This window comes from Edaphobacter dinghuensis (assembly GCF_014640335.1).
GTDB classification, from domain to species: Bacteria; Acidobacteriota; Terriglobia; order Terriglobales; family Acidobacteriaceae; genus Edaphobacter; species Edaphobacter dinghuensis.
In genome coordinates, this window is record NZ_BMGT01000003.1 from 327582 (window position 1) to 353238 (window position 25657).

A 25657-nucleotide genomic window follows, 5' to 3' on the forward strand; every position below is an offset into this window, starting at 1 on the left:
TCAGCGGGGCGGCAACATCTTTTCGATGATCTGCTGAACCTGTTGTGCCTGCACAGCGCTGCCTGCCTCGGTGTAATGGACATCGCCGTTGTGAAGATCGTCATGCGCAGCCATAAGAGCGTGCTGGTCGTCGATGGGGATATGGAAACGCTGCATCGTGCGAAGAGATTCGGCGTTGCGTTGGTCAATGCGCGGGTTGGTGGCTCCGCCGGAGTCGGCTGCGTGAACAGGAGTGGTGGTGGCCCAGACCAGCTTTGCTCCGTGCGATTTTGCGCGCAGCGCTTCGACCATTTGGGGAAGAGCGCTGCCGTAGGCGGCTTCCGTGTACTTCCACCCGTGCATTCCGTTGTTGAAGTGGATGACGGCAAACTTCAACGGAATCATGGCGAAGTAGTCGTCGATTTGATGAATGAGGCGTGGATCGCCAGAGGCTGCGGAGGTCGCGAAGAGATAGCAGTTGGCGCGGCCAGTCAGAAGTTTCGCCACCTCGGGATAGTAGCCACGAGTGATGGAGTCGCCAAGCAACAGCACATTGGGCAGCGCCGGATCGGGGGCGTCAGGCTTCGCGGCCCATGTCCACTCGATGGTCTCAAGAATGCTCGCGTGTGCAGCAGCTTTAGGTGACTGGGCGCCAGCGGCTGGAAGGATGAAGCCGCTGCTGACAAGAAGCGTGATGGCGCAAAGGCAACGTTGCATGGAGTTTCCCGTGTAAGCGTATTTGCATGTGAAATTTATTTTTTACATATAACGGTCAGTGATGCTTATAGTTTGCAATTGGAGTCCTTGTCAAATTCTCCTTTGGCAATGGTGGACTCCGCCGCGCGAGAAGTTTAAACTTTGCAGATGTACATGCGTTTTATCAGAACTTGTTTTCTGGGAATGATGGCGTTGGGACTGATGGGTGTGGCCCACGCGCAGACTGTAATCTATGGCGAGTTCACAGCAGCCAAGCTGAGTGCTCCAAATACGTCGTGGATGTATGGGCCGACGGTGGGCCTGTATCACGACTCAGAGCATGGATTGTTTGCCACCGGGCTTGATATTCGAGGAACGTTTGCGGGCAGCGGAAACACCAATGGGGCGTATACCAACCAGTTGCTCGACACCGTCGAGGGTGGTGTGCGGCTTGCGATCACGCCGCGTGTTCTGCCGTTCAAGCCTTATGGAGAGGTGCTGGGTGGCCTTGGACATTTGAAGACCGGCGAAGGATCGGCACGGACGTCCTCGACCAAATTTGCCTACCAGTTTATTGGTGGCGTTGACTTTACGATCTTGCCGCGGATCGATTGGCGAGTCGTGGACTTCAGCTATGGCAGGCTAGCGGGCCTTGGAGACAGCTTCGTTCCCAAGACGCTGAGCACGGGAATCGTGTTTCGACTGCCGTAAGAGGGGCGTCAGCCGCGTACGAATGTATTTTGCGGAATGGCCATTACCTTTTATCATTAAAAGATGACCGAGATTCTGGAGAAAGAATGACTGAGGTTTTGGAGCAGGAAGCTAAGGGAGCGTCTGCGCACGCTGCGAAGTACACACGCAACAATCCGTACTTTTCGACAGTTACTGTCAACGAGTTGTTGACGGCTGAGGGGTCTGAAAAAGAGACCCGGCACGTAGAGCTATCGCTCGAAGATGGAATGACCTACACCCCCGGTGATGCGGTCGGGATTCTTCCCGAGAACCGCCCTGAGGCGGTGGCAGAGGTTCTAACGGCGCTGGGCTTTAAGGGCGATGAGCGCGTATTGGACCACTACAAGGTCGAGATCAGCCTCGAAGAGGCGCTGCGGACACGGCTTGGCATCGGTAAGCTCGCGCGCGGCAGCGTGAACCAGTACGCGAAGCTGGCACCCGAGATCGAAGGTCTGAAGGTGATGGTTGGCCCCGAGCATAAGGCTCGCGCCGAAGAGTATTGCTGGGGCCGCGAGTTTGTTGACCTCGCGACGGACTTTCCCGGTGTGGTGAAAGATCCGCAGGAGCTGTTCCATGTGTTGCAGCGTTTGACGCCGCGCATGTACTCCATCGCGTCGAGCCAGGCGATGCACAAGGACAATGTGCAGACCACAGTGCGTGTGGTGCGCTATGACGCGCATGGCCGCAGCCGTCAGGGTGTGGCTAGTGGGCATCTCGGCGACCGCGCCGGTGTTGGCGTCAAGATGCCGATCTTCCTTCATGCGAATGGCAACTTCCGTCTGCCTGAGGACACCTCGGCTCCGGTGATCATGATCGGACCGGGAACCGGAATCGCGCCCTTCCGCTCCTTCCTTGAGGAACGTCAGGCGAAGGGCGAGACCGGCGACAACTGGCTCTTCTTCGGCGAACAGCGCGAGGCGATGGACTTTCTCTACAAAGAACAGCTTCAGGCGATGCACAAGGATGGCGTGTTGACGCATCTCGACACGGCGTTCTCGCGCGACCAGGCGAAGAAGGTCTATGTGCAGGACCGCATGCAGGAGAAGGCTGCGGAGCTGTATGCATGGCTTGAGCGCGGAGCGTACTTCTACGTCTGCGGCGATGCCACTCGTATGGCAAAGGACGTGGAGACTGCATTGCTCGATGTCATCGCCAAAGGATCGAACGGCACGCTGGAGCATGCGGCAGAGTATCTGGCTGCAATGAAGAAGCAGAAGCGCTACCAGAGAGACGTCTACTAAATCTGAAGCATCTCAGTCGAAACCATCAGGCCGGTCCGAGATTTCGGAGCCGGCCTGATCTTCTTTGTGGGCTTATTTTTTCTCGATCTACCTACACTATTTGACAGACCCGCTCTCTTTCGCAGATCGAGCTCAAAATTTATCTACTGATATAACACTGTTTACAGCGCAAGCTCGTCGATGAAAAACAATGCACACAACCCTTGTAAAAGCGGGGTCCATCATAGAGGGGTGCCCTTCTTTTTAGATACGCGGGAGACGGTGCAGCGCTTTGGGAGTGCTGTAGCGGAGTTCCGCTCGCTGCTCGATAGAAATCACGTTACTCATGGATCGCCGAACGATCTCTTCGAATTTACGAGAACACTCGAAGAGAGCAACCAGTTTCGGATGGATCTCTCCGCGATGGTTAAATCGGTCATGAGTAAAGAGAGAGACGAATTGCTGCTCACCGACATGATGAGCATCATCGCCGCTTCGGTTGGTGGCCCGTCTGTCACGGATACAGATGTCGATATCACAAAGCCGACGAACACGCTGATGGAGTTCCTTCTGGGTACCGGCTGCTGGAACTGGAAGCAGTTCGGTGTTACCAGGTCGATAGCTCAACGCGCTGCCGCGCCATCGGTTCGTATGGAAGAGCCTGAGCCGATCCGGATCTCGCTTCCTATCTCGCGAACGAAACCTGCCGCCGAGATGCCGGAAGACAAAGCCAGCCTGCTTGAGATCTCGAAGGAGCTGCGCCAGACGCTTTCTCGTCTTGAGAGCAATACCCAGCAGGTCAAACAGCATCTGGAATCCATTGAGCGGCGGATTGGCAAGCTCGAATCGGCCCCAATGAGCGATCCGGTAAACAAGCTGGCAGGACTTGAGCCTCTTCTTCACCGCGGCACAACCGATATCCCAGCTCCAAAGCCTGTCGCGCCAGTCGTCAGAGAGATGCCGAGAGAGGTGCCCACGCCAATTGATCCTCCTCTGTCGACTCGCGGCCGCGCTGTATTCTCCGGGCCAGCTTTTCACGATGTATCCGGAGCAGACGACGATGACGACTTCTCATCGCCGACGTTTGCCTACGGCACTGAAAAAAGAAGCAACATCGTTCCCCTTGCCATCTTCATCATTCTGGCGGCGATCGGCATAGCGATCTTCTTCTTTGTTCACTCTGCGCGGGGCAGTGCGTTGTTGAATGCAGAGTTGGCGCGCTTTAAGCAGAATCACATTGGCAGCTCTCCCACCCCAGCGCCCTCTGCTCCTGCGGCAACTCCACCGGCTACACCACTACCCGCAACGGGTACATCCTCCACGACTCCGCCGCCGTCGTCGGATCAGCACAATGCTACTGGTGCCAATGCAGCAGTACCGGCGCCTGCAGCGACGACTTCCGCCTCTGAAGACACCAGTTCTACAGCATCATCATCGGAAGCAGACGCACGCTCCCTCTCCAGCGATCCAAAGATCAAGTACATTCCGGCGAATATGATGGAAGGATATCTGCTCTCTGCACCGCGGCCCGAGTATCCCACGCGGGCTCGAATCGACCATATCGAAGGACAGGTTGTGCTTCAGGCCATCATATCGAGAAGAGGGTCGATTCGAGCGTTGCATGCGATCAAGGGGCCCGAATCTTTGCGCAGCGCGGCGGTTGCTGCTGTTCGCACCTGGCGATACAAGCCGTACTCTATCGATGGCCAAGCGCAGGATATCGCTACCACCATTTATGTCGACTTCACCTTGAGGCCGCCGCCAACGCTCGTTCGCTAGCAATGAGCGGTCGATTCGTGGTCGCAACAGACTTATTATTCTGCAACTGGATCGGCAACGGTATCGATCTTCTTCGCCGCGAGGCTCGACGGTAGCTTGAGCGAGACGCCAATCATCCAGACAATGCTGATGAAGCGGCCTACAGGAATGAAGTAGCCTGCCTTGAAGGTAAGCACCGTCAGCGTCGCCAGTTCACACGCAACGGCGACAGCAATGCCAAGCCACATCAGCCAACGCGGTATGAACTTGTAGCAGCTTGCCGTCAGAGATACGCCTGCGACAAAGAAGCCGAGCAGTATCACGAAGGCCGGCCCCGCACCCGCGAAGCTGACGGCTCGCAGGGCCTGTAGTGCGCCTCCTGCCTCGGCGATACCGGGCCTGGTGAGTGACCAGTTTGCAAGGGCTGAGAGTACCAGCATCACCGTAGCGCCGATACCGCCGAGGAATGCGATGGACTCTCCGGCAGCACTGACGCCAAGAAATCGCAGACGGCTCACCGTGGTTGCGATGAAGAGAGCCAGTGGAATTGCGGATAGCAGCTCGAAGAAAGAGCCTAGCTTAATCGTCCAGCCATATTGAGCAATATAGGCGACCGCCTTTTCAGCAGAGTCATGCGGAATGGCAAAGGCAGCGTTGAGCCTTGATCCTCCCGCTATCAACAGCCCGGCGTAGACGATCGTCAGCAACAGCAGATTAGGACCAGCGTGGCGTTGCTCTGGTATGGAAATCGCATCCTGTTTCATTATCTTCCTCGTCATGAATCTTTGTGATAAGTGGCGAGTCGCCAATGTATCGCTGCTGCTTACTGAATCTGCCGTTGCATTCTGGCTGCGACATGATCGAGCCTGTCGAGCATGCGGCGTTGCATATCATCTGCCGATCTGCGCTGGCTATCGTCGAGCACCTTGGCATAGATTCGTGATTTGATCAGCTCTTTCTCGACCATCAGCTTGGCGAAGGTATTACCCTCGGCAGTAGCGATGGTCTGAACCTTGTTTTGATCAAATGCCCCATTGACAGTTGCGTCGACCATCTGATGAGCCTCGCCGAGCAACTCCTGCAACAATGCTGCGACGGTTGGCCTCTCCGCATCGACAATCGAGCGCGTCTCGGCCACCTGCGCCTTGCTCATATGCAGCTCGCGAGCCACATGAGCAAGCGGTCCGCGGTGCCAGCCAGGGCCGCACCAGCCGCGTCTTCCTCTGAACCCTGCTCGTGCCACGGCAGCACCGGCAACGATGACGATCACTACGATTACTGTCACTATCCAAAAAGTTTTGCGTTTCATTCGTACACCTCTCCAACTTCTTATCTCGAGTACAGCATCGGTAAGAGGAGAGTGCGATTAAGGTTGGTAAAGGATTGTAAAGACAAGTAAAGATTGTTCCATCGGCTGTTAATGCGGCTAACATCGTGAGGGATGGAGTCGAGAGGTTAAACACGCTGCCATGAGTTCATTGCTGATCATCGACGACGACGTAGAGCTTTGCACGTTACTTACCGAGCGGCTCGCCGAAGAAGGCTTTCTTTTGCACGCCGTGCACAATGGGCGAGAGGGGCTGGAGCGCGCCCTCACCGGTGCCTACTCTCTTGTGATCCTCGATGTGATGTTGCCGCGAATGGGAGGGATGGAGGTGCTCAGCGAGCTGCGGATGCGCTCCTCGATTCCTGTTCTGATGCTGACGGCGCGCGGCGACGATATCGATCGCATCATCGGCCTTGAGGTAGGTGCAGATGACTATCTGCCCAAGCCGTTTAATCCGCGAGAGCTAGTCGCCCGCATCAAGGCAATTCTGCGGCGACTCGATGAGCGGCGAGCAGGATCGAACAGCTTCACCGCAGGAGACATCACGATCGATACCGCACAGCGAGAGGCATGGGTCGCCGGTAAACCGGTGTCGCTAACGACCGTTGAATTTGCCCTGCTCGAAGCGTTGGTTCGAAACCCAGGGCGAGCGTTGACGCGCGACTACCTGACAGACACGGCGCTGGGGCGAAAGCAGGGAGCGTTCGATCGCTCGATCGACGTGCATATCAGCAATCTGCGCAAGAAGCTGGACTCACACGGCGACACGGAGCGCATCAAGACCATTCGAGGCAGCGGTTATCTCCTCGCATCTCGTTCGGCTGAGGAGCTTTGAATATGCAGCGTCTGTTCGTCAAGATCTTTCTCTGGTTCTGGGCCACCGTGGTCCTCACCGGAATCACGCTTGTGCTCGCCTTTGCGCTGCAACCGCAAAGCGTGCCTTCCCACTGGCAGAAAAGCCTCGAAGATACGACCAGATACTTTGGCAGTGCAGCCGTTGAGACGTTCGAGCAGGGAGATGTCACCGAGCCCACACGCCACATGCATCGCCATTTTTCCATGGACGACGCGCATGTTCGCGCCTGTCTCTTCGACGCTGTGGGCAAGCCACTGGCAGGCCAGGACTGCGCGGAGTTTTCAAAGCTCGTCACTCATATCATCTCTGGCAGGCCAAGGGCTTTCGAGATGCGGCGGGGGCTGGTAAGGATGGCCATTCCTATTCAAGGTGCCAGCGGCCGCAGCTACATCTACTCGACCGAATTGCTGGCCGGACCTAGCGCTGCATTTGGTCTCAATCCCATGGTTGTCCTGCTGCGTGCGGGACTGGCATTGTTTGTGTCCGGCATTGTCTGTTATTTTTTGACGCGCTATTTGACTAAGCCCATTCTTCGCTTACGCTCTGCCGCGCAGGAGATTGCAGCCGGGCAGTTGAGCGTTCGTGCAGATACCGTGCTGGAATTGCGCCGGGACGAATTTGGAGATCTCGTGCGAGACTTCAATCGAATGGCGAGCAAGACAGAGAATCTTATCTCTACCCAGCGCCAGTTGTTGAATGATGTTTCTCACGAGCTGCGCTCTCCATTGGCGCGAATCAATGTGGCATTGGATCTGCTACGCCGTCGTTCCGGCGAAGACCCAGCATTGGATCGCATGGAGAGCGATGTGCAGCGGCTGAATGAGATGATTGGGAGGTTGTTGACGGTCGCCAGGCTTGAAGCAGCTTCGACGTTACAGAACTCCGTGCAGGTCAATCTGTCAGGGCTTGTCTCAAGCATCGCTGGCGACGCCGAGTTTGAAGCGCAACAGCGAGGATGCCACGTAGACATTGTTCAGGAAGCGAACCTGGCCGTGATGGGAGATCCGAGTCTGCTGCGAAGCGCGATTGAAAATGTTCTTCGTAATGCGGTCAGATTTACGGCAGCCGGTACGGCCGTCGAAGTCAATCTTCGCGAGAACACCGCGTCGGAGAATCATGAAGCGATCATCGTCGTGCGAGATCACGGGCCCGGTGTGCCTGAGACGGAGCTTACGCAGATCTTCAAGCCTTTTTATCGTCTGGACAATCCTGGAGATGCAAACTCAACCGGCGCGGGGCTTGGCCTGGCAATTGCCAAAAGGATTGTGCGCTTTCATGGAGGTACGATTCGCGCTGTGAATGATCCCGGCGGCGGCTTAAGCGTTGAGATGATTCTGCCCAGCATTCATGCGAGTGCGGCATGAGCGCTGCAAAATTCACTGCCACACGCCACTCTACGCGGCTTCTCGATATTGATTAAAAGCTATAGCCAACACCGAAAGAGGCAACAGGGAAGAACGAAGCGTAGCTCAGGTTATTATTGTTGCGCCGAATGAATGCTGCAAGGTCGTGTTGAAAGTCTGCATCCTGCTGCACAGGCTGGCAGCCCAGCGGCTCCGGCTGCGACGGATCGCAGGCGCTTCCGCTAAAGTCGACCTTCAGCGTTGGCTGGCCGACGTAGTAGAAGCCTACCTCGACCGGAAAGCTGAAGTGCTTTCCGCTGCGCGGGATGATGTTGCCATAACCGATCGTCAATCCCGGCGAGGTCTTCCAGACACCGATGGAGGCGCTTCCATGCAGCGGATCGGTCTGGCTGCTGACGTAATCTCCATTGTTCAGAGAGATCGTCTCTCCCGCAGGCACAATCACCGAGGCACGCACGTTGGTCTGATTGAGGAAGACGAGCAGAGGGCTTACGTGAAAGCCATTATGAAAAGGGAACCAATCGAGCGAGGCCCGGCCGCCGCCAAGGCGCAACGTCGCGTTGACGTTCGCGCCCTCCTCCTGGAACGCGGTGGAGTAGCCGAAGAGCTCGCCTCCTAAGCGCACATTGAAGTGAGGCGCAACCGCCAGTGCAATATCGCCGCCGATGCCATTGAGGCCTGCATGCACATCGACGCCAAGACGACGCGAGGAACGCATTGCAATCGCGCCTGAGCCCGTCGATGCGCCAAGCGATTGAGAGGGCTGTGTTGCGTTGCCGTCCGTGCTGGAGCTGACGCCGGAGGACGAGGAGATGAGCGGAGCAGGGAGGGGAAGATGGAGAACGGGAGTCGTTTGTGCATGGGCCGCAGGGATGAACAAAGACAAAAAGGATAGGACTGCACCATGGGTCAATTTCATGCTGAAACAACTCCTGTAGGAGGATGGCAACAGCGGATAGGACCGCTATTTGATCTTTAGCAAGCCTGAGAGAAAGAGCCGTTTAAGTCCCATAAATTAACTGCAATACGCCGGAAGTGCCCCGAACTTCGTTCGTGATTGAGTCGATGAGCTTTTACTACTGCTTTTCTTCGATCGCGCTGAAGATAAAACAAATCTTCCCCATCTTCGAAGAGCTGGAGTATGCTTTCCGCACCATTTGTAGATCTCCCCGGCGACCCCGGGAAAATACGGAGGAATCCCTATGCTTCATCTGCTGTGGACGGCAATCATCGGGCTTATAGTAGGTGCGCTTGCTAAACTCATTATTCCCGGCAAGGAGCCTGGCGGGATCTTCGTCACCATGCTCATCGGCATTGCCGGCGCATTTCTGGGAACCTGGATTGGCCGCGCCATCGGCCATTATCAACCGGGTCAGTCTGCGGGCTTCCTCATGTCGCTTGTGGGAGCGCTCATTCTGCTCGGCATCTACCATCTGATCAAACGCAGCCAGGCCGCGTAACACAACCCAGGGATGTTCCATCGCTATCCCTGTGGGACATCCTTTCATCGCGTTTCCAGGCTTTGCAGTGAGCCCATATTGTTGGCATAGGCTCTCGCAGCAGCGGCAAAGTCCCTTGCCGCGACGGGCAGCCCCAGAAAGTTGCCTTGTGCCTCATCACATTTTCTGCGTAGCAGAAAACGCAACTGCTCGTCGGTCTCCACGCCCTCGGCGACGACCTTGATATTCAATCCGTGGGACATCGCAATAATCGTTCTCACCACGGCGGCGGCATTCATGTCCGTCTCTGCCTGCCGCACAAAGCTCTGATCGATCTTCAACCTGTCTACCTGGTACTGCAGCAGGTACGAGAAGCTGCAAAATCCTGTGCCGAAGTCATCGATCGAGATCCTCGCCCCAAGCTCCCGTATCTTCTGCAACTTATCGAGATTGTCATGCGAGTTGACCATCAGCATGCCCTCGGTAATCTCTATCTCCAGGTGAGATGCAGAAAGTCCGCTCTTCGCCAGGCAGTGCTCGATCACCTGCACCAGATTTTTTTGCTGGAACTGTCGCGGCGACAGGTTGACCGATACCGTCAGGTCTATCCCCAGCTCATCCTGCAGGGCCTTGCCCTCGCAGCACGACATCATAAAGGCCCATTCGCCGATAGGCACAATCAATCCCGTCTCTTCGGCCAGTGGAATGAACTGTGCCGGCGCGATCTTGCCCAAACGTGGATGCGTCCAGCGCAGCAGCGCCTCCATGCCGGTGATGGCCCCCGTCGTCAGCGAGACCTGGGGCTGATAGTGCAGCTCCATCTCTCCGTTGGCAATCGCGTGGCGCAGCGCGTGCTCCATCATCAGTCGGTCGGTGGTCTCCTTCAGCATGTCTTCGCTGAAGATCTGGTGCTGGTTGCGGCCGTTGTCCTTGGCTGCATACATCGCTGCATCGGCGCGTTTGAACAGGTGCTTCACGTCAGAGGCAAAGTCGGGATAGATGCATACGCCTACGCTGGTCGTTACCTTCACCAAGTGCTCATCGACGGAGATCTCTGGCGACAGCTTGAGCACTAGGTTCGCCGCGCACTGGTCGACATCGGCAACGCTGGTGATATCGGACATCACCACAACGAACTCATCGCCGCCTGCGCGCGCAACAATATCGGTGCTGCGCACCGACCGGCGAAGGCGATTGGCCGCTTCTACCAGAATCTGATCGCCTGACGTATGACCCAGCAGGTCGTTGATTCGCTTGAAGTGATCAAGGTCAAGCATGAAGACGGCGACCTTGGTGCCGAAGCGCCGCGCCCGCTCCACAGCCTCCACCGTCTTGTCGCGCAGCAGAGCGCGTCCCATCAGCCCGGTTAGTTGATCGTGGGTCGCGAGGTGCGTCACATAGTCCAGCATCTGCTGACGTTCCGTAATGTCTACTGCAATGCCGACAAAGCCCGTTATCTCGCCCGCGTCTGAGCGCACGGCCCTCATCGCCAGGCTAATCGGAGTTCGCGAGCCATCGCGGCGCACCAGCGTCCACTCCTGCTCCTCCAGATCACCTACGGCAGCCGTAGCGGTCAGCACACCGAAGCTTGCGGGCACTGGCGCCGGATCGTTATTGCCGCTCTTTGCCAGAAGCTCCGCTTCGTCGTGCAGGATGGTCAACGGAGCCTTGCCGACCAGCTCTTCGCGGTTGTAGCCGGTGAGCTTCTCCGCCGCGACGTTCATCGCGGTGATCACTCCCTCCGTGTCGGTGGCCACAATGCTGAAAGGCGCGTTCTGGAAGACCGAATCGGTGAACTCCAGCAGATGCTTATAGCGCTCCTGTCCCGACTTGATCCCGCTGATATCGCAGCAGGTCATCGCGATGCCGTCTCCCAGCTTGGTGACCTGTAGCCGGAGCCACGTAGCCTTGATCTCGGGATCGACAATCAGGAACTCTTCACCCATCGATTCGCCGGTTGTTACAACCTTGCAGAGCCGCTCAAACAGCCCGCTCTGGGTCGGCACAGACGTGATGGTCGATCGTAGCTGGCCCAGTAGCTGCGACCTCGTCTTGCCCATCATCCGTTCGAAGTTGGCGTTCACATACTGGAAGCGAAAGTCGATGATGGTGTCGGCTGCATTGCGGACAGCCTCAAAGATGACGAACGCATCCATGCTGGTCTCGGCGGCGGCCAGGAACTTCGACTGTGCCTCTTCGGTGGCTCTGCGTCGAATCTCCCGATCATGCTCACGCCACAGAACTCCGAGGGTGAACATCGTTGCCCCCATTGCCAGGGTGACTCCGAAGACTGTGCCAAAGTAGTTGCAGTGACTTAGACGAAAAAACTCCGTCAGCACCAGCCCCAGAGCCACTGCGAGCAATCCAATCTTCCAGGCCCGCAGGTGCGGGAGAACTCGAGCCTTCAATCTAAGAACCTCAATCGAACATCAGGATATGAAGGAAATCCTACACAGAGAAGCGTTACTTCTTGTTACGAGAGTAACGTTTAATTCGCGTTGATAAACAATATTTAAGTATTTTTCTGTCAGAAAGTCCCATCCGATGTTCCCCCTTCGCTAAGGCTCGAGCTTTTTATGAGCAGAAGTGTATCTCTGTATCTGACATATTGTCCGCAACCCTTTTCGCACGCGGATTTCCAGCCTTCGGGAGACCCGCTCTCGTTCTCTTTTGCATTTGAGACCTCCGCCGGAGATCCACGTCTAACATCGCATGGTTGCTCAATGTTTTACTCGACTTAGCCTGCTCGGTGGCCTTTTTCTTGCAGTACCTCTCTTTGCTCAGCAAAAGCCGGCATCTCCGGCTCCTGCACCCTCGTCGACTGCCCCAACCATCTCCGTCGACGCCCGTCTCGTGAACCTTCCCGTCGTGGTTCGCGATAAGAAGGGCGCGCTGGTGCAAAACCTCACCAAGGCCGACTTCACTCTTCAAGTAGATGGCCATCCGCAGACCATTCGTTACTTCGATCTCGACTCGAATCTTCCACTTACCCTCGGCCTGCTGGTCGATACCAGCGCCTCCCAGCGCAAAGTGATCGACGACGAGCGCACTGCCAGCGGAACCTTTCTCGAGCAGATGCTCACGGCCCCACCGAACCGCGCTCCCGACCAGGCCTTTGTCATCCAGTTTGCCCGCCAGACCGAGCTTCTACAGGACCTTACGCCCTCCAAGCCCAAACTTCAGGCAGCCCTCAAAGAGATTGACACCCCCAGCCCGAACGACAGCTCGACCAACGATCCCGACGACTCCAGCAGCAACGGCCATCGCACTCGCGGAGGCACCACTCTCTACGACGCAACCTTTCTCGCCTCCGACGAGCTGATGAGCAAGCAAAAAGGCCGCAAGGCCCTCATCATCCTCTCCGACGGCGTCGACCGTGGAAGCAAAGAAAACCTGACCAAGGCCATTGAAGCGGCCCAGCGAGCGGACACGATCCTCTACGCGATCTACTTCAAAGGAGAGGAGTCCCACTCCGATAACGATCGCTCCCGTGGAGGATTCCCCGGTGGACGAGGAGGTGGCTTTCCCAGCGGCGGCCGTTATCCCGGCGGCGGCTATCCCAGTGGTGGAGGCTATCCGGGAGGAGGCGGCTACCCCGGCGGTGGTGGGGGGCATGGCGGCAATAATCCAGGCGGCGGAAGCAGTGCAAGCCATGTCGACGGCAAAAAGATTCTGGAGCGCATGACGCAGGAGACCGGCGGCCGTCTCTTTGAGGTCAGCAAGAAGCAGACCGTGGCCGATATCTACGACCAGATCGCCGAAGAGCTTCGCGCCCAGTATCGCCTTGGCTATACACCAGATCAGACCACGGCCTCTGATGGATATCACCAGATCGATCTCTCGGTAAATCGTAAAGGACTTACCGTTCAGACCCGCGACGGCTACTACACCGGCAGCGCAGACTCGGCTCCGCGCAGGATGGATTGACGCGCGTCTTTGCGTCCTTCCATCCTCTTCGTGCATCATCTACAGTGACCCTCGTCAGCGGCGGCGGTGTCAAGGAAGGCGTGTCCCTATGATCTCCAGGATGTTGAAGGTAATCTCCAGATTCTGCACAGCTTTGCTCTCGTTAGCTCTCATTGCGACGGCAGCGGCGGTGCCCAATCAAGCTCAGGCTCAGCTCACAACGCCCTTCGTCAAGCAGCACATCTACTCCGAGACTGCGAACCCGACCGCCGACATCGCTGCCGCCCTCAAAAAGGCACGCGTCGAGCACAAGCGCGTCCTCCTCGACTTCGGCGGTGACTGGTGCCCCGATTGCCAGGTCCTCGACATCTACTTCCGCCAGCAACCTAACGCTGCTCTGCTCGCCAAACACTTCATCGTCGTCCACGTCTACATCGGCCACATGGACCAGAACCTCGACATCCCAAAGAAATATGACGTTCCCATCAACAAAGGCGTTCCGGCGCTCGCCGTCCTCGACGCTCACGGCAAACTGCTCTACTCTCAGCAGACCGGCCAGTTCGAGAACATGCGCAATATGAGTTCGAGCGATGTGACCGAGTTCCTTAACAAGTGGAAGGCCTGATTCAGCACATCCCTCCTCTTTAAACCGCGCGAGCGTCAACCTTGAGAAGATTTCTTCGCATCTCCTCGGTCTTCCACCGCACGCTGCTCAGCGTGCTGGATCACGACTGTCTCAACGTGGCGCAGTCAGCAGCCTATTCTGCGATGATCTCGCTCTTTCCCGCGCTCATCATCGCGGCGGCTTTTATCGGCTTCGTGCCGGGCATGGCACCGCTGCGTTTTCAGCTCGCTCTGTTCTTCAACAGCATTCTGCCCTCTGACGTCACACCTCTCTTGCAGAGTTACTTCGAGACTACCCACCACAGCCCTAAATCCATTCGCGCGATCATCTTTGGCATCCTGGTCAGCGTCACCGGCGCCTCCAGTGTCATCGCTACCTTTATGGAAGGCTTTCGCCGTGCCCACAATCTCCCGCCCGACTGCTGGACCTTCTGGCAGCGTCGCGCGCGTGCCTTCGCGCTTGTTCCTCTCTCGCTGATTCCGCTCGCCATCGCCAGCCTGCTCGTCGTCTTTGGACACTTCCTCATTAGTTCCTGGATGGCGATGCACATCATGCCATCGATCCGCACCCCGGTTTACGTCATCGCCGTGATTGTTCGCTGGCTGATCGCCTTCACTGGCAGCATCGGCATCATCGCGCTCATCTATCACATGGGAACGCCCATGCGGCAGTCGTGGAAGCGCACCATTCCCGGAGCGATTCTCGCTACTGCCATGTGGTTTCTAACCACACTGGTCTTCGGCTGGTACGTCACCCGCTTCGCCAACTACTCGCAGGTCTACGGCTCCCTCGGCGCCGGCATCGCTCTGCTCTTCTGGCTCTACATCATCTCGCTCAGCGTTCTCTGCGGAGCGGAGTTCAACGCGCAGTGCAACGCACATTTTTTTCCTCCTGTTCCAACTGATTCAACCCTTTCCAACCCACAGACCCTTCCCACCGGGTAAAATTGCCATCGGTAGCAAAACTCACTGGTCATACCTTGCGGTTCACCGCGGGTTAGAAAGAATGCGGCAAACGATTTCATGACGACTTCTCCAAATTCCCTCCCGAACGACTCCTCATTTACCGGAACCGAGCGCCTTCGCCGCGCCAAAATCGTTGCTACTCTAGGGCCTGCCTCAAGTTCACCTGAAGTCTTCCGCAAGCTCGTTCGGGCAGGACTCGACGTTGCCCGCCTCAACTTCTCCCACGGCAGCCACGCGCAAAAGGCTGAGCTGATCAAGATGGTCCGCACCGTCGCCAAGGAAGAGGGCAAGCCCATCTGCATCCTCGCCGACCTGCAAGGTCCAAAGATCCGCACCGGCAAGCTCAAGGGACATAAGCCTGTCCAACTCGTCGCGGGCAAGCGTCTCACCATCACCCCACGCGAGATCGAAGGTACCGCAGCCCTCGTCGGTACCACCTTCAAGACGCTGGCCGAGAACCTCGAGCCTGGCTCCCGCATCCTCCTCTCCGACGGCCTCATCGAGCTGCGCGTCGAGCAGGTCAAGGGCGTCGATGTCGTCTGCGAGATCATTAACGGCGGCACCCTCGGCGAGAACAAGGGCATCAACCTCCCCGGCATCCCCGTCAAAGTTCCCTCACTCACCGAGAAGGACGAGGAAGACCTCATCTTCGCCATCGGCCAGGGCGTCGACACCATAGCCGTCTCCTTCGTTCGCACCGCCGACGACGTTCGCCACGTCAAGGGCCGCCTCGCCGCGCTCAAGTCCGACGCCTGGATCATCGCCAAGCTCGAGAAGCCTCAGGCCATCGAGCACCTCGACAGCATCCTCGAAGTCACCGACGCCATCATGGTGGCCCGCGGTGACCTCGGCGTCGAAGTCCCACCGGAAAAAGTTCCGGCCATCCAGAAGCACATCATCCGCCGCGCTGCCGAGTATCGTAAGCCCGTCATCACCGCGACGCAGATGCTCGAATCCATGATCGACAATCCGCGCCCCACTCGCGCCGAGGCCTCCGACGTCGCTAACGCCATCTACGATGGCACCGACGCTGTCATGCTCTCCGCCGAAAGCGCCGCCGGTAAGTATCCCGTCGAAGCTGTCGCCATGATGGCCAAGATCGTCACCGAGACCGAGCACCAGATTCGCCTCGATCCTCGTCCCGCGCTCGGCCGCTCGCACAGCGTGCGCCTCTCCATCGCAGAGACCATCTGCGAGTGTATGGCCCACGCGGCAGATGATCTGGACGTTGCCGCCATCGCCATCTTCACCGAGACCGGCATGACCGCGCGCCTGCTCTCGAAGTACCACCCCGAGCCGCCCATCTTTGCCCTCTCGCCGTTTGAGAAGGTCATCAACCGCTCCATGCTGCTCTGGGGCACCTATCCCATCCTCTGCGACCGCTTCCGCGATACCGACAAGCTGGTCAACATGGCCGAAGAGGTTCTCGAAAGAGGAGGCCACGTGCAGCCTCGCCAGATCGTCGGCATCGTCGCCGGAACCCGCACCAAGTCCGGCGCAACCAACTTCATGCGTCTGCACATGGTGGGCGACCGCGACACATCGGCGGCAAAGGCCAAACCCAAATCCAAGCTAAAGAAGAAAAAGTAAATACCATTCCAACAAAAAGATGAAGGGCGAGATTTGAGTCTCGCCCTTCATCTTTGCATTTGTAATTGACGCACCCCAAAAGCACGTCATCTCGACCGAAGCAAAGCGAAGTGGAGAGACCCCTGTATTGGTTCCTCTTCACTAAGCCGCAAACCTACTCCGCAGCAAACCGGTCCGCAGCCTTGTTCATCTCTTCCGCCGAAACAGCATGCGAGAGCAGCAGCACCCGATAGTGGAACGTAGCACTCTGTCCCTTATCGATGGTGTAATCAAACGCCGTCTGCTTCGGATCGAAGATCTTCCGCCCCAGCGGGTTCGCCGCGAACAGACCATACCCGCGAGCGTGCCAGTAAGTCGGATACCCCGGATTCTTCGGGTTGTCGAGAATCGCAATCGTCTCCGTCTTGCCATCGGCGTTGGTGCCGGTCAGCTCGCACCAGCGTCCACGCGTCGACCACACCGCATCGCCCTTTTTGCCTTCGCTGGTCAGGTAGACACCGGTTGCACCCGCGGTATTCCCGGCATCAACCTTCGTCGGACGTCCGCTGGCATCGGAGAAGATTCCGCCCTTCTCCGTCGCCGACTCCAAAAAGTGCGCTACGCGAATGCCCAGCACGCCTTCTTTGTCGTCGTTGAAGACCACCTTGTCGAGTGCGTGCAGGGTGATATCGAGATCGATCGCCCTGACATCGCCATGCTGCGAGAAGGTGTAGCGCGTCGTCTCATTAATGATCTTCTCGCCCTTACCCGTCACCCACACCGAATCGACGGTCAGCTCGCCCTGATTGCGTCCACTCTTCGTAGACACGATCTTCTCCTGGTAGATGCTGCCCATCTTGTCGCGGTTTTCAGGTTTGATCGCGTCCGAGTTGTTCCAGAAGTCGAACCCGTTCACGTTGCCGTAGTTGAACCACAGCCCCGCGTGGTGCGGATGGTCCACGCGCTCTCCCGGACGCGGTGCCAGAGGATAGCCGCGCGTCACCGTCACCCCATCCGGCGCGATCAGCGGAAACAGCACCGGCTTCTTCAGCGTCGTCGGCCACACGTACGAGGTGAACGGCTGGCCGTCGATGGTGATATCGACGCGCCGTTCCGCCTCATTCGTTGTGACCTTCACATCATGATCTGCCGTCTTCGCCAAAGCCTGAACCGAGCCTCCCAGCCCAACCATAGCCATCACGCTGTACAAAACCAGCTTATGCATGCACCTTTCCTCCCGCCATCACCTGCTGCGTCTTGTCGTCGAAGGTCACCTTCTCTCCAGTCTGGATAGCGGCGATATTCATGCACAGTGCAATGGAATGGCTGTACCCGGCTTCGATGCTGGCATTCGGTGTCTTGCGCGACCGCACGCACTCCATCCAGTTGCGCATGTTAGCCGAGGTCTCCGCATCGACATGCGTGCCGAGACCTGTCTCCATCGCCTCTGCATGCTCCACCAGTGGAAAGCTGGGCAGAAGGTTTGCCTTCATATTCATCTCCGCCGCCGACTTCGCCGTCAGCCCGCCCGTCGGCGTCACCGTCTGCTTCGACATATCCAGCATGCCGCCGTTCGAGTAATAGAGCTCCTTCACTCCGCCAGCCGAGTTGGTAAAGCGCGAGGTGTACTGCACTTGGAATCCCTTCGACAGATCATCAAGCGGGCCGTAGTCGAAGACCGCCGTCATCGTGTCCCAGTTCTTGCGGCCGTCCTTCCACAGGTAAATGCCGCCGTTGGCCACGACGCTGCGTGGGTGCGGCAATCCGCTAAACCAGTGCACGGTGTCGATCTGGTGCACCAGCCACTGGTCGGGAATGCCCGAGGAGTAAGGCCAGAATAGGCGGAACTCAAGATACTTCCGTGCATTGAACGGCTCATAAGGACGGTTCATCAGGTAGCGCTTCCAGTCCGTGTCTTCTTCCTTCAGCAGCGGCACAACATCCGGCCTGCGCCAGCGTCCCGGCTGATTCACGTTCCACGTCATCTCCACCATCACGATGTCGCCGAACTTGCCCGACTTGATGTACTCGGCCGCCTTCATATAGCTGGGAGTGCTGCGCCGCTGCGTACCCACTTGAACAATCTTTCCCGTCTTATGCACCGCAGCGCGAAACAGCCGAGCGTCTTCCATCGTGTGCGCGGTCGGCTTTTCGACATAGGCATCGCGCCCGGCGTTGACGGCCTCCGTGCCATGGCGTGCATGCTGGAAGTCGGCAGTCGCCACCAGCACGGCATCGATATCTTTGCGTGCATAGAGCTCATCGTTGTTACGCACCGGCGCGATCTGGTTGCCGCTCATCTTCTGAATATAGGCGGCACCCTCTTCGCGCCGCCGGTTCCAGATATCCGACACCGCAACGATCTCGAAGTTCATGTCCTTCGCATTGGCCTGAAACGCAGGAATCAAAGCGCCCTTCATACGGTCGCCACAGCCCACAATGCCGACCTTCACCCGGTCGTTCGCGCCAACGATGCTGGCATAGCTGGTTGCGTTCCACGAGACTGCCGTCGCTGCCAGCGCCGAGCTGCCTATCTTCAAGAAATTTCTTCGGTTCGTATCCTGCGATGCCATTGCGTCGTCTCCTCGTTCCCTCGTCAATTGGTTGTGCCGCCTGCTTGCCGTCTTCCACCCCTCCGGGAGCGCAGGGAACTCGCCCTGCGGTAAACCCATCGGTTCAAGTCGCTTGTGCCAAACAGAAATAGTTTTCCTGAAAGTCACTCCTCTGTTGGCCAGCGAAGTGTACACAACTTTGAAGTGGTCTGGCCACTATCGTTTTCTTCATCTCCAAGTGATGGGAAAAACCAAATAACCAGGGTGGGCAAAAAAATGCACACATGGGTAACTCGATGGACATTCCCCGGAGGGCACATCGACGGGGCAATCGCTGTTTTTGCAATTTTCCTTTGAAATCAGGGGGTATAGGAGTTTGGCGATCCAAATGCTAGCTAACTGAACGTTGACAGCAACTTGTACCCATCTCTTTTTTGAAGGACTTTCAATGTTCTCTCTGCCTGGATCTCGCCGCACCCGCAAAGCGACTCTGCTTGCACTCTGTGCCGCCGTGTTTGCCTTGTTCGTGCCAGTTGCTTTGCATGCATCATCCATTACCTATAACCTGACCCTCACCCCCAGCGCCGGATCGCCCTTTGGCGGTACCGGAACGATCACGCTCAACAGCGCTGTCCCCGCAACCGGGCAGGTGGACTACACCCAGGCCAACGGCGGTCTGCTCGATGTCACCTTCAACATCGACGGCCAGAACTTCTCCCTCGCCGGAGCGACCGGAACCACCCTCGTCCGCTTCCTCAACGGCCAACTCAACGACATCACCTTTGCCGAGACTATCGGAACGACGCCCGAGCGCTTCACTCTCGATTCCACTGCGGGCTATGCCTTCTACTACAACGACGGCCAAGCTGCATCTTATGGCACTTTCTCTGTTGCCGGCATCGCAGGCACCTCGCCGTCGCCAGTTCCCGAGCCTTCGTCGCTCCTGCTGTTTGCAACCGGCCTTCTCGGCGCGGCTGGGCTTCTCTACTTCCGTATGGCTCGTGAAACCGTTAGCGCAAAAAGCTGCTAAAGAAGTATTTCCTAAGCCGAAACTGGCTTTCCACGACTTGCCGTACCTGTAACAACTAAGCGATGGCCGCCTCACAACGAGGCGGCCAATTTTTTTTGCAATCCCGTTCTCAATTCCGTCCCAGACATTCACATCCGCCGCTCCCGTACAATCGCTCTCTATGGGCCGCATTCGCATTCTCTCTGACCTGGTAGCCAATCAGATCGCTGCCGGAGAAGTCGTTGAGCGCCCAGCCTCCGTCGTCAAAGAGCTGCTCGAAAACTCCATCGACGCCGGTGCGACCCGCATCCGCATTGAGGTCGAAGCCGGTGGCCGCAAGCTCATCCGCATCACCGACAACGGCCACGGCATGGTCAAAGACGACGCTCTGCTCGCCTTCGAGCGCCACGCCACCTCCAAGCTCCGCACCTCCGACGATCTGCTCTCCATCGCCACGCTCGGCTTTCGCGGCGAAGCGTTGCCCTCGATCGCCAGTGTCTCCCGCCTCACGCTCGAGACTCGCGCTCCCGAAGAAGACTCCGGCACGCTCGTCGAGATCGCTGGAGGCAACATCCTCCGCGTCGAAGAGGCGGGCCTTCCCGCCGGAACCACCATCACCATCCGCGACCTCTTCTTCAATACACCGGCACGCCGCAAATTTCTCCGCTCCGAGCAGACCGAGCTCTCGCACATCGCTTCTCTGGTCACGAACTACGCGCTCGCGCACCCTACCAAACACTTCGAGCTACACTCTGCGACGCAAGCTTTGCTGATCGCGCCATCGGTCAGCAACAGCGCCGACCGCCTCTTCCAGATCTTCGGTCGCGAGACCTCCAGCCTCATGCTCTCCACCGCCGCCGAGATGGACTTCGCCCGCGCCGGTCTGCCCGAGCCGCCGCCATGGAAGCGTGAAGAGGACTACACGCCGCCCGACCCCGGCTACCTGCGCATCACTGGCTTCGTCTCCAAGCCCGAACTGCAAAAGCTCAATCGCAACTCCGTCTACGTCTTCGTCAACCATCGCCTCGTGCGCGACAAGCTCGTCCTGCACGCGCTCGGCGAGGCCTACCGCAACATCATTCCGCCAACATCGTTCCCTGTCGTGCTGCTCTTCCTCGAGATGCCGCCGCAGGAGGTCGACGTCAACGTCCATCCGGCAAAGACGGAGGTCCGCTTCCGCCAGTCGAGCTTCGTCCACGACTTCATCCGCGACACCGTCCGCACTACGCTCATGCAGAGCCGCCCCGTAGCCAGCTTCGCCGCCGCCCTGCACAACACACCTCATGCCAGCGCCTCGCTTCTGCTCGACGTAAGCCCCATGAGCAACGGCCCGTCGCAGCCCGTCTTCGAACCACAGTCAGAGCCGCAGTCCGAAGCCGATCCCGGCCCAGCCGACACCGCGCCCTTCAACCTCTCTGCACCGCAAGCCCCCGAGTCTCCCGGCAGCCTGGCCTTTCCTGAAGCCCAGATCCCCGTAGGCTACGAAGCCGAGGCAGCGCCGAACGAAAACGAGACACTCAACGCCCTCGCTACGCTGAAGCCGCTCGGCCAACTCCGCGACTCCTTCATCCTCGCCGTCAACGACGAGGGCCTCTGGATCGTCGACCAGCACGTAGCCCACGAGCGCGTCCTGTTTGAAAAGATCCTCCGCGAACGCGAGGTGGAAAAAGTCCAGCGCCAACGCCTGCTCATGCCGGTACTGGTCGATCTCCTGCCCGCGCAGATGATCTCCTTCGCCCGCCTCGCCGACGAGCTGGACCGCAACGGCTTCGAGGCCGAGCCGTTCGGCCCCAACACCATCGCCATCAAGGCCGCTCCGGTAGGACTCGAAGGCAGGGAACTGGAGCGAATGCTCGAAGAGGTCCTCGCCGTTCCCGACCGCGAGCAGCAAACCGAGAACTCCGAGACTCGCCGACGCCGCATCGCAGCCAGCATCGCCTGCCACGCCGCCATCAAGATCAACACCCCTCTCGAACCCGTCAAAATCGACTGGCTGCTCGCCGAACTGGGAAAAACCGAGCATCCCACAAGCTGTCCGCATGGCCGCCCCATCGCATTGCGGTACTCCCACAAAGACATTGCCAAAGCCTTCCAGCGCATCTAGTTTCAATCCGGCACAGCATAGGAGAAGCTTTTCACTCTGAGCGCAGCAATAGGGCTAAGTCCCAACTTTTCACTACGTTTTTAGGGTATCCTTGAAGCAGCGGCAGGGACTTCAAACCAATCGAATCATGCTGTTCCATCGACCCATCAGAACTATCCTCGTTCAGCCCAGGCTGAATGATTGCTGCGTGCGGTAACTTCGCCCAGCAGGAAGGCAACACCTTGAGTAACCTAAGCAACTCCACGGCCGACCAGCTCGCCGCCGCCCGCCTCACCCATTGGCACCAGAACGGCCAGCCTATTCTCACCATCAACATGCTCCGCGACTGGCTCAACACCTCTGGCCTGGTCCTCTACACGCCGCGCACGCAGCAGATTCCGTCCCCCGCGCCGTCCTTCGTCGAGGCCATCCTCGGCACTCCCAACGCCGCGCCCACGCTGGCCGAGACCGACGAGCCGCGCAGCCTGCTCGCGCGCCTCATCGCCGATGGAGGAGCCGTTCCCCTCAATCTGCTCGGCAACCCGACCGGCACCGGTACCGAGACCCCGGACTTCATCGTCTCTCCTCTGGCCTTCCCCTACATCTTCACCCTGCGCGGCGACAAGGCGTGGAAGCAGCCCCCCACCACCAGCGGCCCCTCCAAGGTCTCTCCTCTCGCTCTGGCAACCTACAACCTGCTCGTAGAGCGCGTCACCATGTCGGCCTACGACCTCGCCACGCAGCTTGGTAAAGAGGTCACCGAGGCCGCCGTTCTCCGCGCTCTCACCGAGTTGTGGCAGCACCTCCGCGTCCTGCCGATTCCTCAAGCCGATGGCGCTGCAACGCTGTGGGAGTTGACCACCACCCGCTTCACCAAGCAGATCAAGGCCGGAGCCAACGCAGGCCAGCCGACGGCACTTTCGGCGCTCACCTCGCTCTATCTCGGTCAGGCCATCGTCGCGACTGAAGATGATGTCGAAACCTTCCTCTCACCCGTTGCCTCTCGTTCGCGCATCCGCGACGTGGTGCACGCGCTGATGTCGGCGCGCCAGCTTGAGACCATCGCCATCGAAGGCCGCACCGTCCTCCATGTCAACGGCGATCTCCCTGAGTTCCTCGCCGTCGCGGCACCCGCTTCCGAAGAGGGAGAGACCATCGCTACAGCCGCTGAAGGCGAAGATAAATCCGCCGGTTCCGAATCGGGCGAGCGTATCAAGAAGTTCATTCCCAAGCCGCGCAAGGTCGGCACCGGTTATATTGCAAGGCCGAACCCAAGACTGGAGAGCAGACCGGAGAACTCGGACCGCGAGCGTCGTCCGTTCAACCGCGAATCCGGACGCGAATCTGGCCGCCCCAGCTTCAACAAGCCGTGGGAAGAAGAAAAGGCCGCACGTCTCTCCCGCGCACGCACTCCTTCGAGAGTCCGCGACGAAGGCGATGCAAATGAGAGCGCAGCCTCCGATGCCCGTCCTTACAATCGCAAGCCCAGCTTCGACCGTGAAGGGAAGCGCCCTTACAGCCCGAAGCCGTCCTTCGGCGGCAAGCCCCGCTTCGACCGCGAAAAACCCGCCTTCCGTCGCGACGACGAGTCAGGCGACTCCCGTCCACAGCGCAAGAGCTTCTCTAGACCCGGAGGCTTCGAGCGCAAGCGTGAAGGCTTTGCCGGAAAATCTTTTGACCGTGGCGACAGCCGCCCACCCCGCCGCGACTTCGGAGACTCGCGTCCGCCGCGTCGTGATTTTGGCGATTCGCGCCCGCCTCGCCGCGAGTTCACCCCGCGGCCCGAAGGTGACAACGAAGGCCGCCCCCGCCGCAGCTTTGGCGACAAGCCGTCCTTCGGTGGCCCGCGCAAGTCCGGCTTCTCGCGCGACCGCGATGATCGTGGCGAGCGCGGCCCACGTAGCGGCCCTCCCTTCCGCAAGTTCGACGCACCGCGTGGCGATCGTCCTAAGCGTTCCTTTTCAGATCGTTCCGACCGTCCGGCTCGTCCCTTCTCCGATCGGGGAGATCGACCAGCACGTTCCTTCTCCTCGGATCGCGGCGACCGCCCAGCCCGTCCGTTCTCGTCTGACCGTCCGGCGCGTCCCAGCCGCGAAGGTTCAGGCGGTTACGCAGGCAAGTCTTCCGGCGGCTTCGGAGCGAAGAAGCCCTACGGCAAGTCGGGCGGCAAATCCACCGGTGGCAGCTTCGGCGGCAAAAAGCCTTACCGCAAATCCGCCGGAGAAGACTCCGGAAAACCCGGCAGCACCTTCGACAAGTTCAAGGGCAACAAAAAGCCCTTCGGCAAACGACCTCCGGCGCGTAAATTCAAACCTGAAAAAGGTGGCTCTGCCGAATGACGCTTTCCTCTGCAACTCCGCAGCCTGAACCGACCAAGCGCCAGCGGCCCGTCATCGCCATCGACGGCCCCGCTGGCGCGGGTAAAAGCACACTTGCTGCCCATCTTGCCCGCCGCTTCGGCTTCCTCAATCTCGAAACCGGGGCTATGTACCGCGCTTTGGCGCTCAAGGCCATCGAAAACGACTTTGCCTTCGACGAAGAGGCGCCGCTGCTCGAGCTGGCCAGCCACACCCGCATCGCGCTCGAGCCGCAGATGGAAGGCAACCGCGTCCTGCTCGACGGGATGGACGTCTCCCGCCGCATCCGCGAGCAGGATGTCACCTCTGCCGCCTCGCAGATCTCCATCCACCACAATCTCCGCGCCTGGATGGTCCTACAGCAACGCGCCCTCGGCCAGCAGGGCGGGGTCGTCATGGAAGGCCGCGACATCGGCACCGCTGTCTTCCCCGACGCTGAGGTCAAGATCTTCCTCGATGCCGCGCCTGAGGTTCGCGGTAACCGCCGCTACCGCCAGACCATTCCGGCACCCTCGCCTGAGCTCTCTGAGATCCCCGCAGACTCCGGCCGGCAGGTTCCTCCGCCGCAGTCTGCCGAAGAGCAGCGCGCCGCCGAAGAAGCCATTCTGCGCGACCTTAAAGAGCGCGACTATCGCGACCGTCACCGTGCCGAATCCCCGCTCCAGCCCGCTGCTGACGCGGTGATCCTTGACTCTACCGCCATGACACTCGAAGAGGTCCTGGCGCGGGCCGAGGAGATCGTTCGCGCTCATCTTCCAGCAGATCAATAGTTCTATTGATTTCATCAAAGCAGTTGCACCGAAAGTGGTGCAACTAAACTATTTATCTCTTTTCGTCAAAAAAACTTGCAAGATGTGCTAACCTTCTCACATCGTTTGAAACAGATTGGTTTTCTGCAGCGCTAGCCAATGTAAGAACCCCGATTTGGATCTACGGAAATTAAATTGCAGTACAAGGAAAGAAGCAAATGGAACAGGGAACAGTAAAGTGGTTTAACGATGCCAAGGGGTTTGGCTTTATCAGCCGTCAGAACGGCGAGGATGTGTTCGTACACTACTCGGCGATCAATTCAAACGGTTTCAAAAGCCTTCAGGAAGGCCAGGCCGTACAGTTCAACGTGGTCAAGGGACCCAAGGGATGGCAAGCGTCTGACGTTCAGCCTCTCTAGTCTTTAAAGACACCACAATAACAAAGATTTGCGAAGGGGACGGCTTAGGCTG

The 25657-nt window shown here is 58.4% G+C and carries 22 protein-coding genes; 15 read left to right on the forward strand and 7 right to left on the reverse strand.

Annotated features, from left to right (window positions below; translation table 11 throughout):
- A complete protein-coding gene (locus IEW09_RS13325; RefSeq protein ID WP_188554702.1) occupies nt 1-696 on the reverse strand; it encodes an SGNH/GDSL hydrolase family protein in 696 nt (231 codons plus the stop codon).
- Nucleotides 697-849: 153 nt separating this feature from the next.
- On the opposite strand from IEW09_RS13325, the gene IEW09_RS13330 reads away from it, so the two are divergent.
- The 3 genes from IEW09_RS13330 to IEW09_RS13340 all read left to right on the forward strand — a co-directional run bounded on the left by IEW09_RS13330 (nt 850) and on the right by IEW09_RS13340 (nt 4406).
- Nucleotides 850-1386 carry a hypothetical protein gene (locus IEW09_RS13330; protein WP_188554703.1) on the forward strand — a complete coding sequence of 179 codons (537 nt, stop codon included), beginning with the start codon at nt 850-852 and terminating at the stop codon, nt 1384-1386.
- A gap of 86 nt (nt 1387-1472) precedes the next feature.
- Complete coding sequence (locus IEW09_RS13335) at nt 1473-2648, forward strand: diflavin oxidoreductase (protein ID WP_188554704.1); 1176 nt, start codon at nt 1473-1475, stop codon at nt 2646-2648.
- Nucleotides 2649-2879: 231 nt separating this feature from the next.
- Nucleotides 2880-4406: an energy transducer TonB gene (locus IEW09_RS13340; protein ID WP_188554705.1), complete on the forward strand. Its 1527-nt coding sequence runs from the start codon at nt 2880-2882 to the stop codon at nt 4404-4406.
- A gap of 35 nt (nt 4407-4441) precedes the next feature.
- On the opposite strand, the gene IEW09_RS13345 is transcribed toward IEW09_RS13340, so the two are convergent.
- Nucleotides 4442-5149 (reverse strand): hypothetical protein, encoded by a 708-nt coding sequence (locus IEW09_RS13345; RefSeq protein WP_188554706.1) that lies wholly within the window; start codon nt 5147-5149, stop codon nt 4442-4444.
- A 59-nt stretch (nt 5150-5208) separates the two neighbouring features.
- A complete protein-coding gene (locus IEW09_RS13350; protein WP_188554707.1) occupies nt 5209-5694 on the reverse strand; it encodes a Spy/CpxP family protein refolding chaperone in 486 nt (161 codons plus the stop codon).
- A 160-nt stretch (nt 5695-5854) separates the two neighbouring features.
- Here IEW09_RS13350 and IEW09_RS13355 point away from each other — a divergent pair, with 160 nt between their 5' ends.
- Together IEW09_RS13355 and IEW09_RS13360 are read left to right on the forward strand one after the other, a co-directional pair.
- Nucleotides 5855-6547: a response regulator transcription factor gene (locus IEW09_RS13355; RefSeq protein WP_188554708.1), complete on the forward strand. Its 693-nt coding sequence runs from the start codon at nt 5855-5857 to the stop codon at nt 6545-6547.
- 2 nt (nt 6548-6549) lie between these two features.
- The gene (locus IEW09_RS13360) at nt 6550-7932 is read left to right on the forward strand and encodes an ATP-binding protein (protein WP_188554709.1); all 1383 of its coding nucleotides are present in this window, start codon (nt 6550-6552) and stop codon (nt 7930-7932) included.
- A 52-nt stretch (nt 7933-7984) separates the two neighbouring features.
- Here the strand turns inward: IEW09_RS13360 and IEW09_RS13365 are convergent, their stop codons facing one another.
- Nucleotides 7985-8851, reverse strand: coding sequence for a hypothetical protein (locus IEW09_RS13365; RefSeq protein ID WP_188554710.1), 867 nt, complete (start codon nt 8849-8851; stop codon nt 7985-7987).
- A gap of 283 nt (nt 8852-9134) precedes the next feature.
- Here IEW09_RS13365 and IEW09_RS13370 point away from each other — a divergent pair, with 283 nt between their 5' ends.
- Complete coding sequence (locus IEW09_RS13370; RefSeq protein WP_188554711.1) at nt 9135-9392, forward strand: GlsB/YeaQ/YmgE family stress response membrane protein; 258 nt, start codon at nt 9135-9137, stop codon at nt 9390-9392.
- Nucleotides 9393-9436: 44 nt separating this feature from the next.
- Here the strand turns inward: IEW09_RS13370 and IEW09_RS13375 are convergent, their stop codons facing one another.
- Complete coding sequence (locus IEW09_RS13375; protein WP_188554712.1) at nt 9437-11779, reverse strand: putative bifunctional diguanylate cyclase/phosphodiesterase; 2343 nt, start codon at nt 11777-11779, stop codon at nt 9437-9439.
- A gap of 304 nt (nt 11780-12083) precedes the next feature.
- On the opposite strand from IEW09_RS13375, the gene IEW09_RS13380 reads away from it, so the two are divergent.
- From IEW09_RS13380 to pyk, 4 genes are all read left to right on the forward strand, one after another.
- Nucleotides 12084-13298 carry a VWA domain-containing protein gene (locus tag IEW09_RS13380; protein ID WP_188554713.1) on the forward strand — a complete coding sequence of 405 codons (1215 nt, stop codon included), beginning with the start codon at nt 12084-12086 and terminating at the stop codon, nt 13296-13298.
- A gap of 88 nt (nt 13299-13386) precedes the next feature.
- The gene (locus IEW09_RS13385) at nt 13387-13902 is read left to right on the forward strand and encodes a thioredoxin family protein (RefSeq protein ID WP_229739310.1); all 516 of its coding nucleotides are present in this window, start codon (nt 13387-13389) and stop codon (nt 13900-13902) included.
- Nucleotides 13903-13943: 41 nt separating this feature from the next.
- Nucleotides 13944-14846, forward strand: a complete 903-nt coding sequence (locus IEW09_RS13390) for a YihY/virulence factor BrkB family protein (protein WP_188554714.1) — start codon at nt 13944-13946, stop codon at nt 14844-14846.
- Nucleotides 14847-14924: 78 nt separating this feature from the next.
- A complete protein-coding gene (gene pyk, locus IEW09_RS13395; RefSeq protein WP_188554715.1) occupies nt 14925-16457 on the forward strand; it encodes a pyruvate kinase in 1533 nt (510 codons plus the stop codon).
- Between the two features lie 154 nt (nt 16458-16611).
- On the opposite strand, the gene IEW09_RS13400 is transcribed toward pyk, so the two are convergent.
- Together IEW09_RS13400 and IEW09_RS13405 are read right to left on the reverse strand one after the other, a co-directional pair.
- A complete protein-coding gene (locus tag IEW09_RS13400; RefSeq protein ID WP_188554716.1) occupies nt 16612-17661 on the reverse strand; it encodes a DUF6807 domain-containing protein in 1050 nt (349 codons plus the stop codon).
- The gene (locus tag IEW09_RS13405) at nt 17654-19009 is read right to left on the reverse strand and encodes a Gfo/Idh/MocA family protein (protein ID WP_188554717.1); all 1356 of its coding nucleotides are present in this window, start codon (nt 19007-19009) and stop codon (nt 17654-17656) included. The genes IEW09_RS13400 and IEW09_RS13405 overlap by 8 nt, the downstream gene beginning before the upstream one ends.
- Before the next feature lie 427 nt (nt 19010-19436).
- Between IEW09_RS13405 and IEW09_RS13410 the strand changes: the two genes are divergently transcribed.
- From IEW09_RS13410 to IEW09_RS13430, 5 genes are all read left to right on the forward strand, one after another.
- A complete protein-coding gene (locus tag IEW09_RS13410; RefSeq protein WP_188554718.1) occupies nt 19437-20018 on the forward strand; it encodes a PEP-CTERM sorting domain-containing protein in 582 nt (193 codons plus the stop codon).
- A 160-nt stretch (nt 20019-20178) separates the two neighbouring features.
- Complete coding sequence (gene mutL, locus IEW09_RS13415) at nt 20179-22101, forward strand: DNA mismatch repair endonuclease MutL (protein WP_188554719.1); 1923 nt, start codon at nt 20179-20181, stop codon at nt 22099-22101.
- A 221-nt stretch (nt 22102-22322) separates the two neighbouring features.
- The gene (locus IEW09_RS13420) at nt 22323-24419 is read left to right on the forward strand and encodes a hypothetical protein (protein WP_188554720.1); all 2097 of its coding nucleotides are present in this window, start codon (nt 22323-22325) and stop codon (nt 24417-24419) included.
- A complete protein-coding gene (gene cmk, locus IEW09_RS13425; protein WP_188554721.1) occupies nt 24416-25207 on the forward strand; it encodes a (d)CMP kinase in 792 nt (263 codons plus the stop codon). The genes IEW09_RS13420 and cmk overlap by 4 nt, the downstream gene beginning before the upstream one ends.
- Before the next feature lie 197 nt (nt 25208-25404).
- A complete protein-coding gene (locus IEW09_RS13430; protein WP_013581125.1) occupies nt 25405-25605 on the forward strand; it encodes a cold-shock protein in 201 nt (66 codons plus the stop codon).
- The last annotated feature ends 52 nt before the right edge of the window (nt 25606-25657 follow it).

Excerpts from the sequence above, each read along its gene's own strand:
- IEW09_RS13355 (WP_188554708.1), top strand. The coding sequence starts at position 5,855 with ATGAGTTCATTGCTGATCATCGACGACGACGTAGAGCTTTGCACGTTA.
- IEW09_RS13345 (WP_188554706.1), bottom strand. The coding sequence starts at position 5,149 with ATGAAACAGGATGCGATTTCCATACCAGAGCAACGCCACGCTGGTCCT.
- IEW09_RS13330 (WP_188554703.1), top strand. The coding sequence starts at position 850 with ATGCGTTTTATCAGAACTTGTTTTCTGGGAATGATGGCGTTGGGACTG.
- IEW09_RS13385 (WP_229739310.1), top strand. The coding sequence starts at position 13,387 with ATGATCTCCAGGATGTTGAAGGTAATCTCCAGATTCTGCACAGCTTTG.
- pyk (WP_188554715.1), top strand. The coding sequence starts at position 14,925 with ATGACGACTTCTCCAAATTCCCTCCCGAACGACTCCTCATTTACCGGA.
- IEW09_RS13350 (WP_188554707.1), bottom strand. The coding sequence starts at position 5,694 with ATGAAACGCAAAACTTTTTGGATAGTGACAGTAATCGTAGTGATCGTC.
- mutL (WP_188554719.1), top strand. The coding sequence starts at position 20,179 with ATGGGCCGCATTCGCATTCTCTCTGACCTGGTAGCCAATCAGATCGCT.
- cmk (WP_188554721.1), top strand. The coding sequence starts at position 24,416 with ATGACGCTTTCCTCTGCAACTCCGCAGCCTGAACCGACCAAGCGCCAG.
- IEW09_RS13400 (WP_188554716.1), bottom strand. The coding sequence starts at position 17,661 with ATGCATAAGCTGGTTTTGTACAGCGTGATGGCTATGGTTGGGCTGGGA.
- IEW09_RS13335 (WP_188554704.1), top strand. The coding sequence starts at position 1,473 with ATGACTGAGGTTTTGGAGCAGGAAGCTAAGGGAGCGTCTGCGCACGCT.
- IEW09_RS13360 (WP_188554709.1), top strand. The coding sequence starts at position 6,550 with ATGCAGCGTCTGTTCGTCAAGATCTTTCTCTGGTTCTGGGCCACCGTG.
- IEW09_RS13405 (WP_188554717.1), bottom strand. The coding sequence starts at position 19,009 with ATGGCATCGCAGGATACGAACCGAAGAAATTTCTTGAAGATAGGCAGC.
- IEW09_RS13410 (WP_188554718.1), top strand. The coding sequence starts at position 19,437 with ATGTTCTCTCTGCCTGGATCTCGCCGCACCCGCAAAGCGACTCTGCTT.
- IEW09_RS13325 (WP_188554702.1), bottom strand. The coding sequence starts at position 696 with ATGCAACGTTGCCTTTGCGCCATCACGCTTCTTGTCAGCAGCGGCTTC.
- IEW09_RS13365 (WP_188554710.1), bottom strand. The coding sequence starts at position 8,851 with ATGAAATTGACCCATGGTGCAGTCCTATCCTTTTTGTCTTTGTTCATC.
- IEW09_RS13430 (WP_013581125.1), top strand. The coding sequence starts at position 25,405 with ATGGAACAGGGAACAGTAAAGTGGTTTAACGATGCCAAGGGGTTTGGC.
- IEW09_RS13380 (WP_188554713.1), top strand. The coding sequence starts at position 12,084 with ATGGTTGCTCAATGTTTTACTCGACTTAGCCTGCTCGGTGGCCTTTTT.
- IEW09_RS13370 (WP_188554711.1), top strand. The coding sequence starts at position 9,135 with ATGCTTCATCTGCTGTGGACGGCAATCATCGGGCTTATAGTAGGTGCG.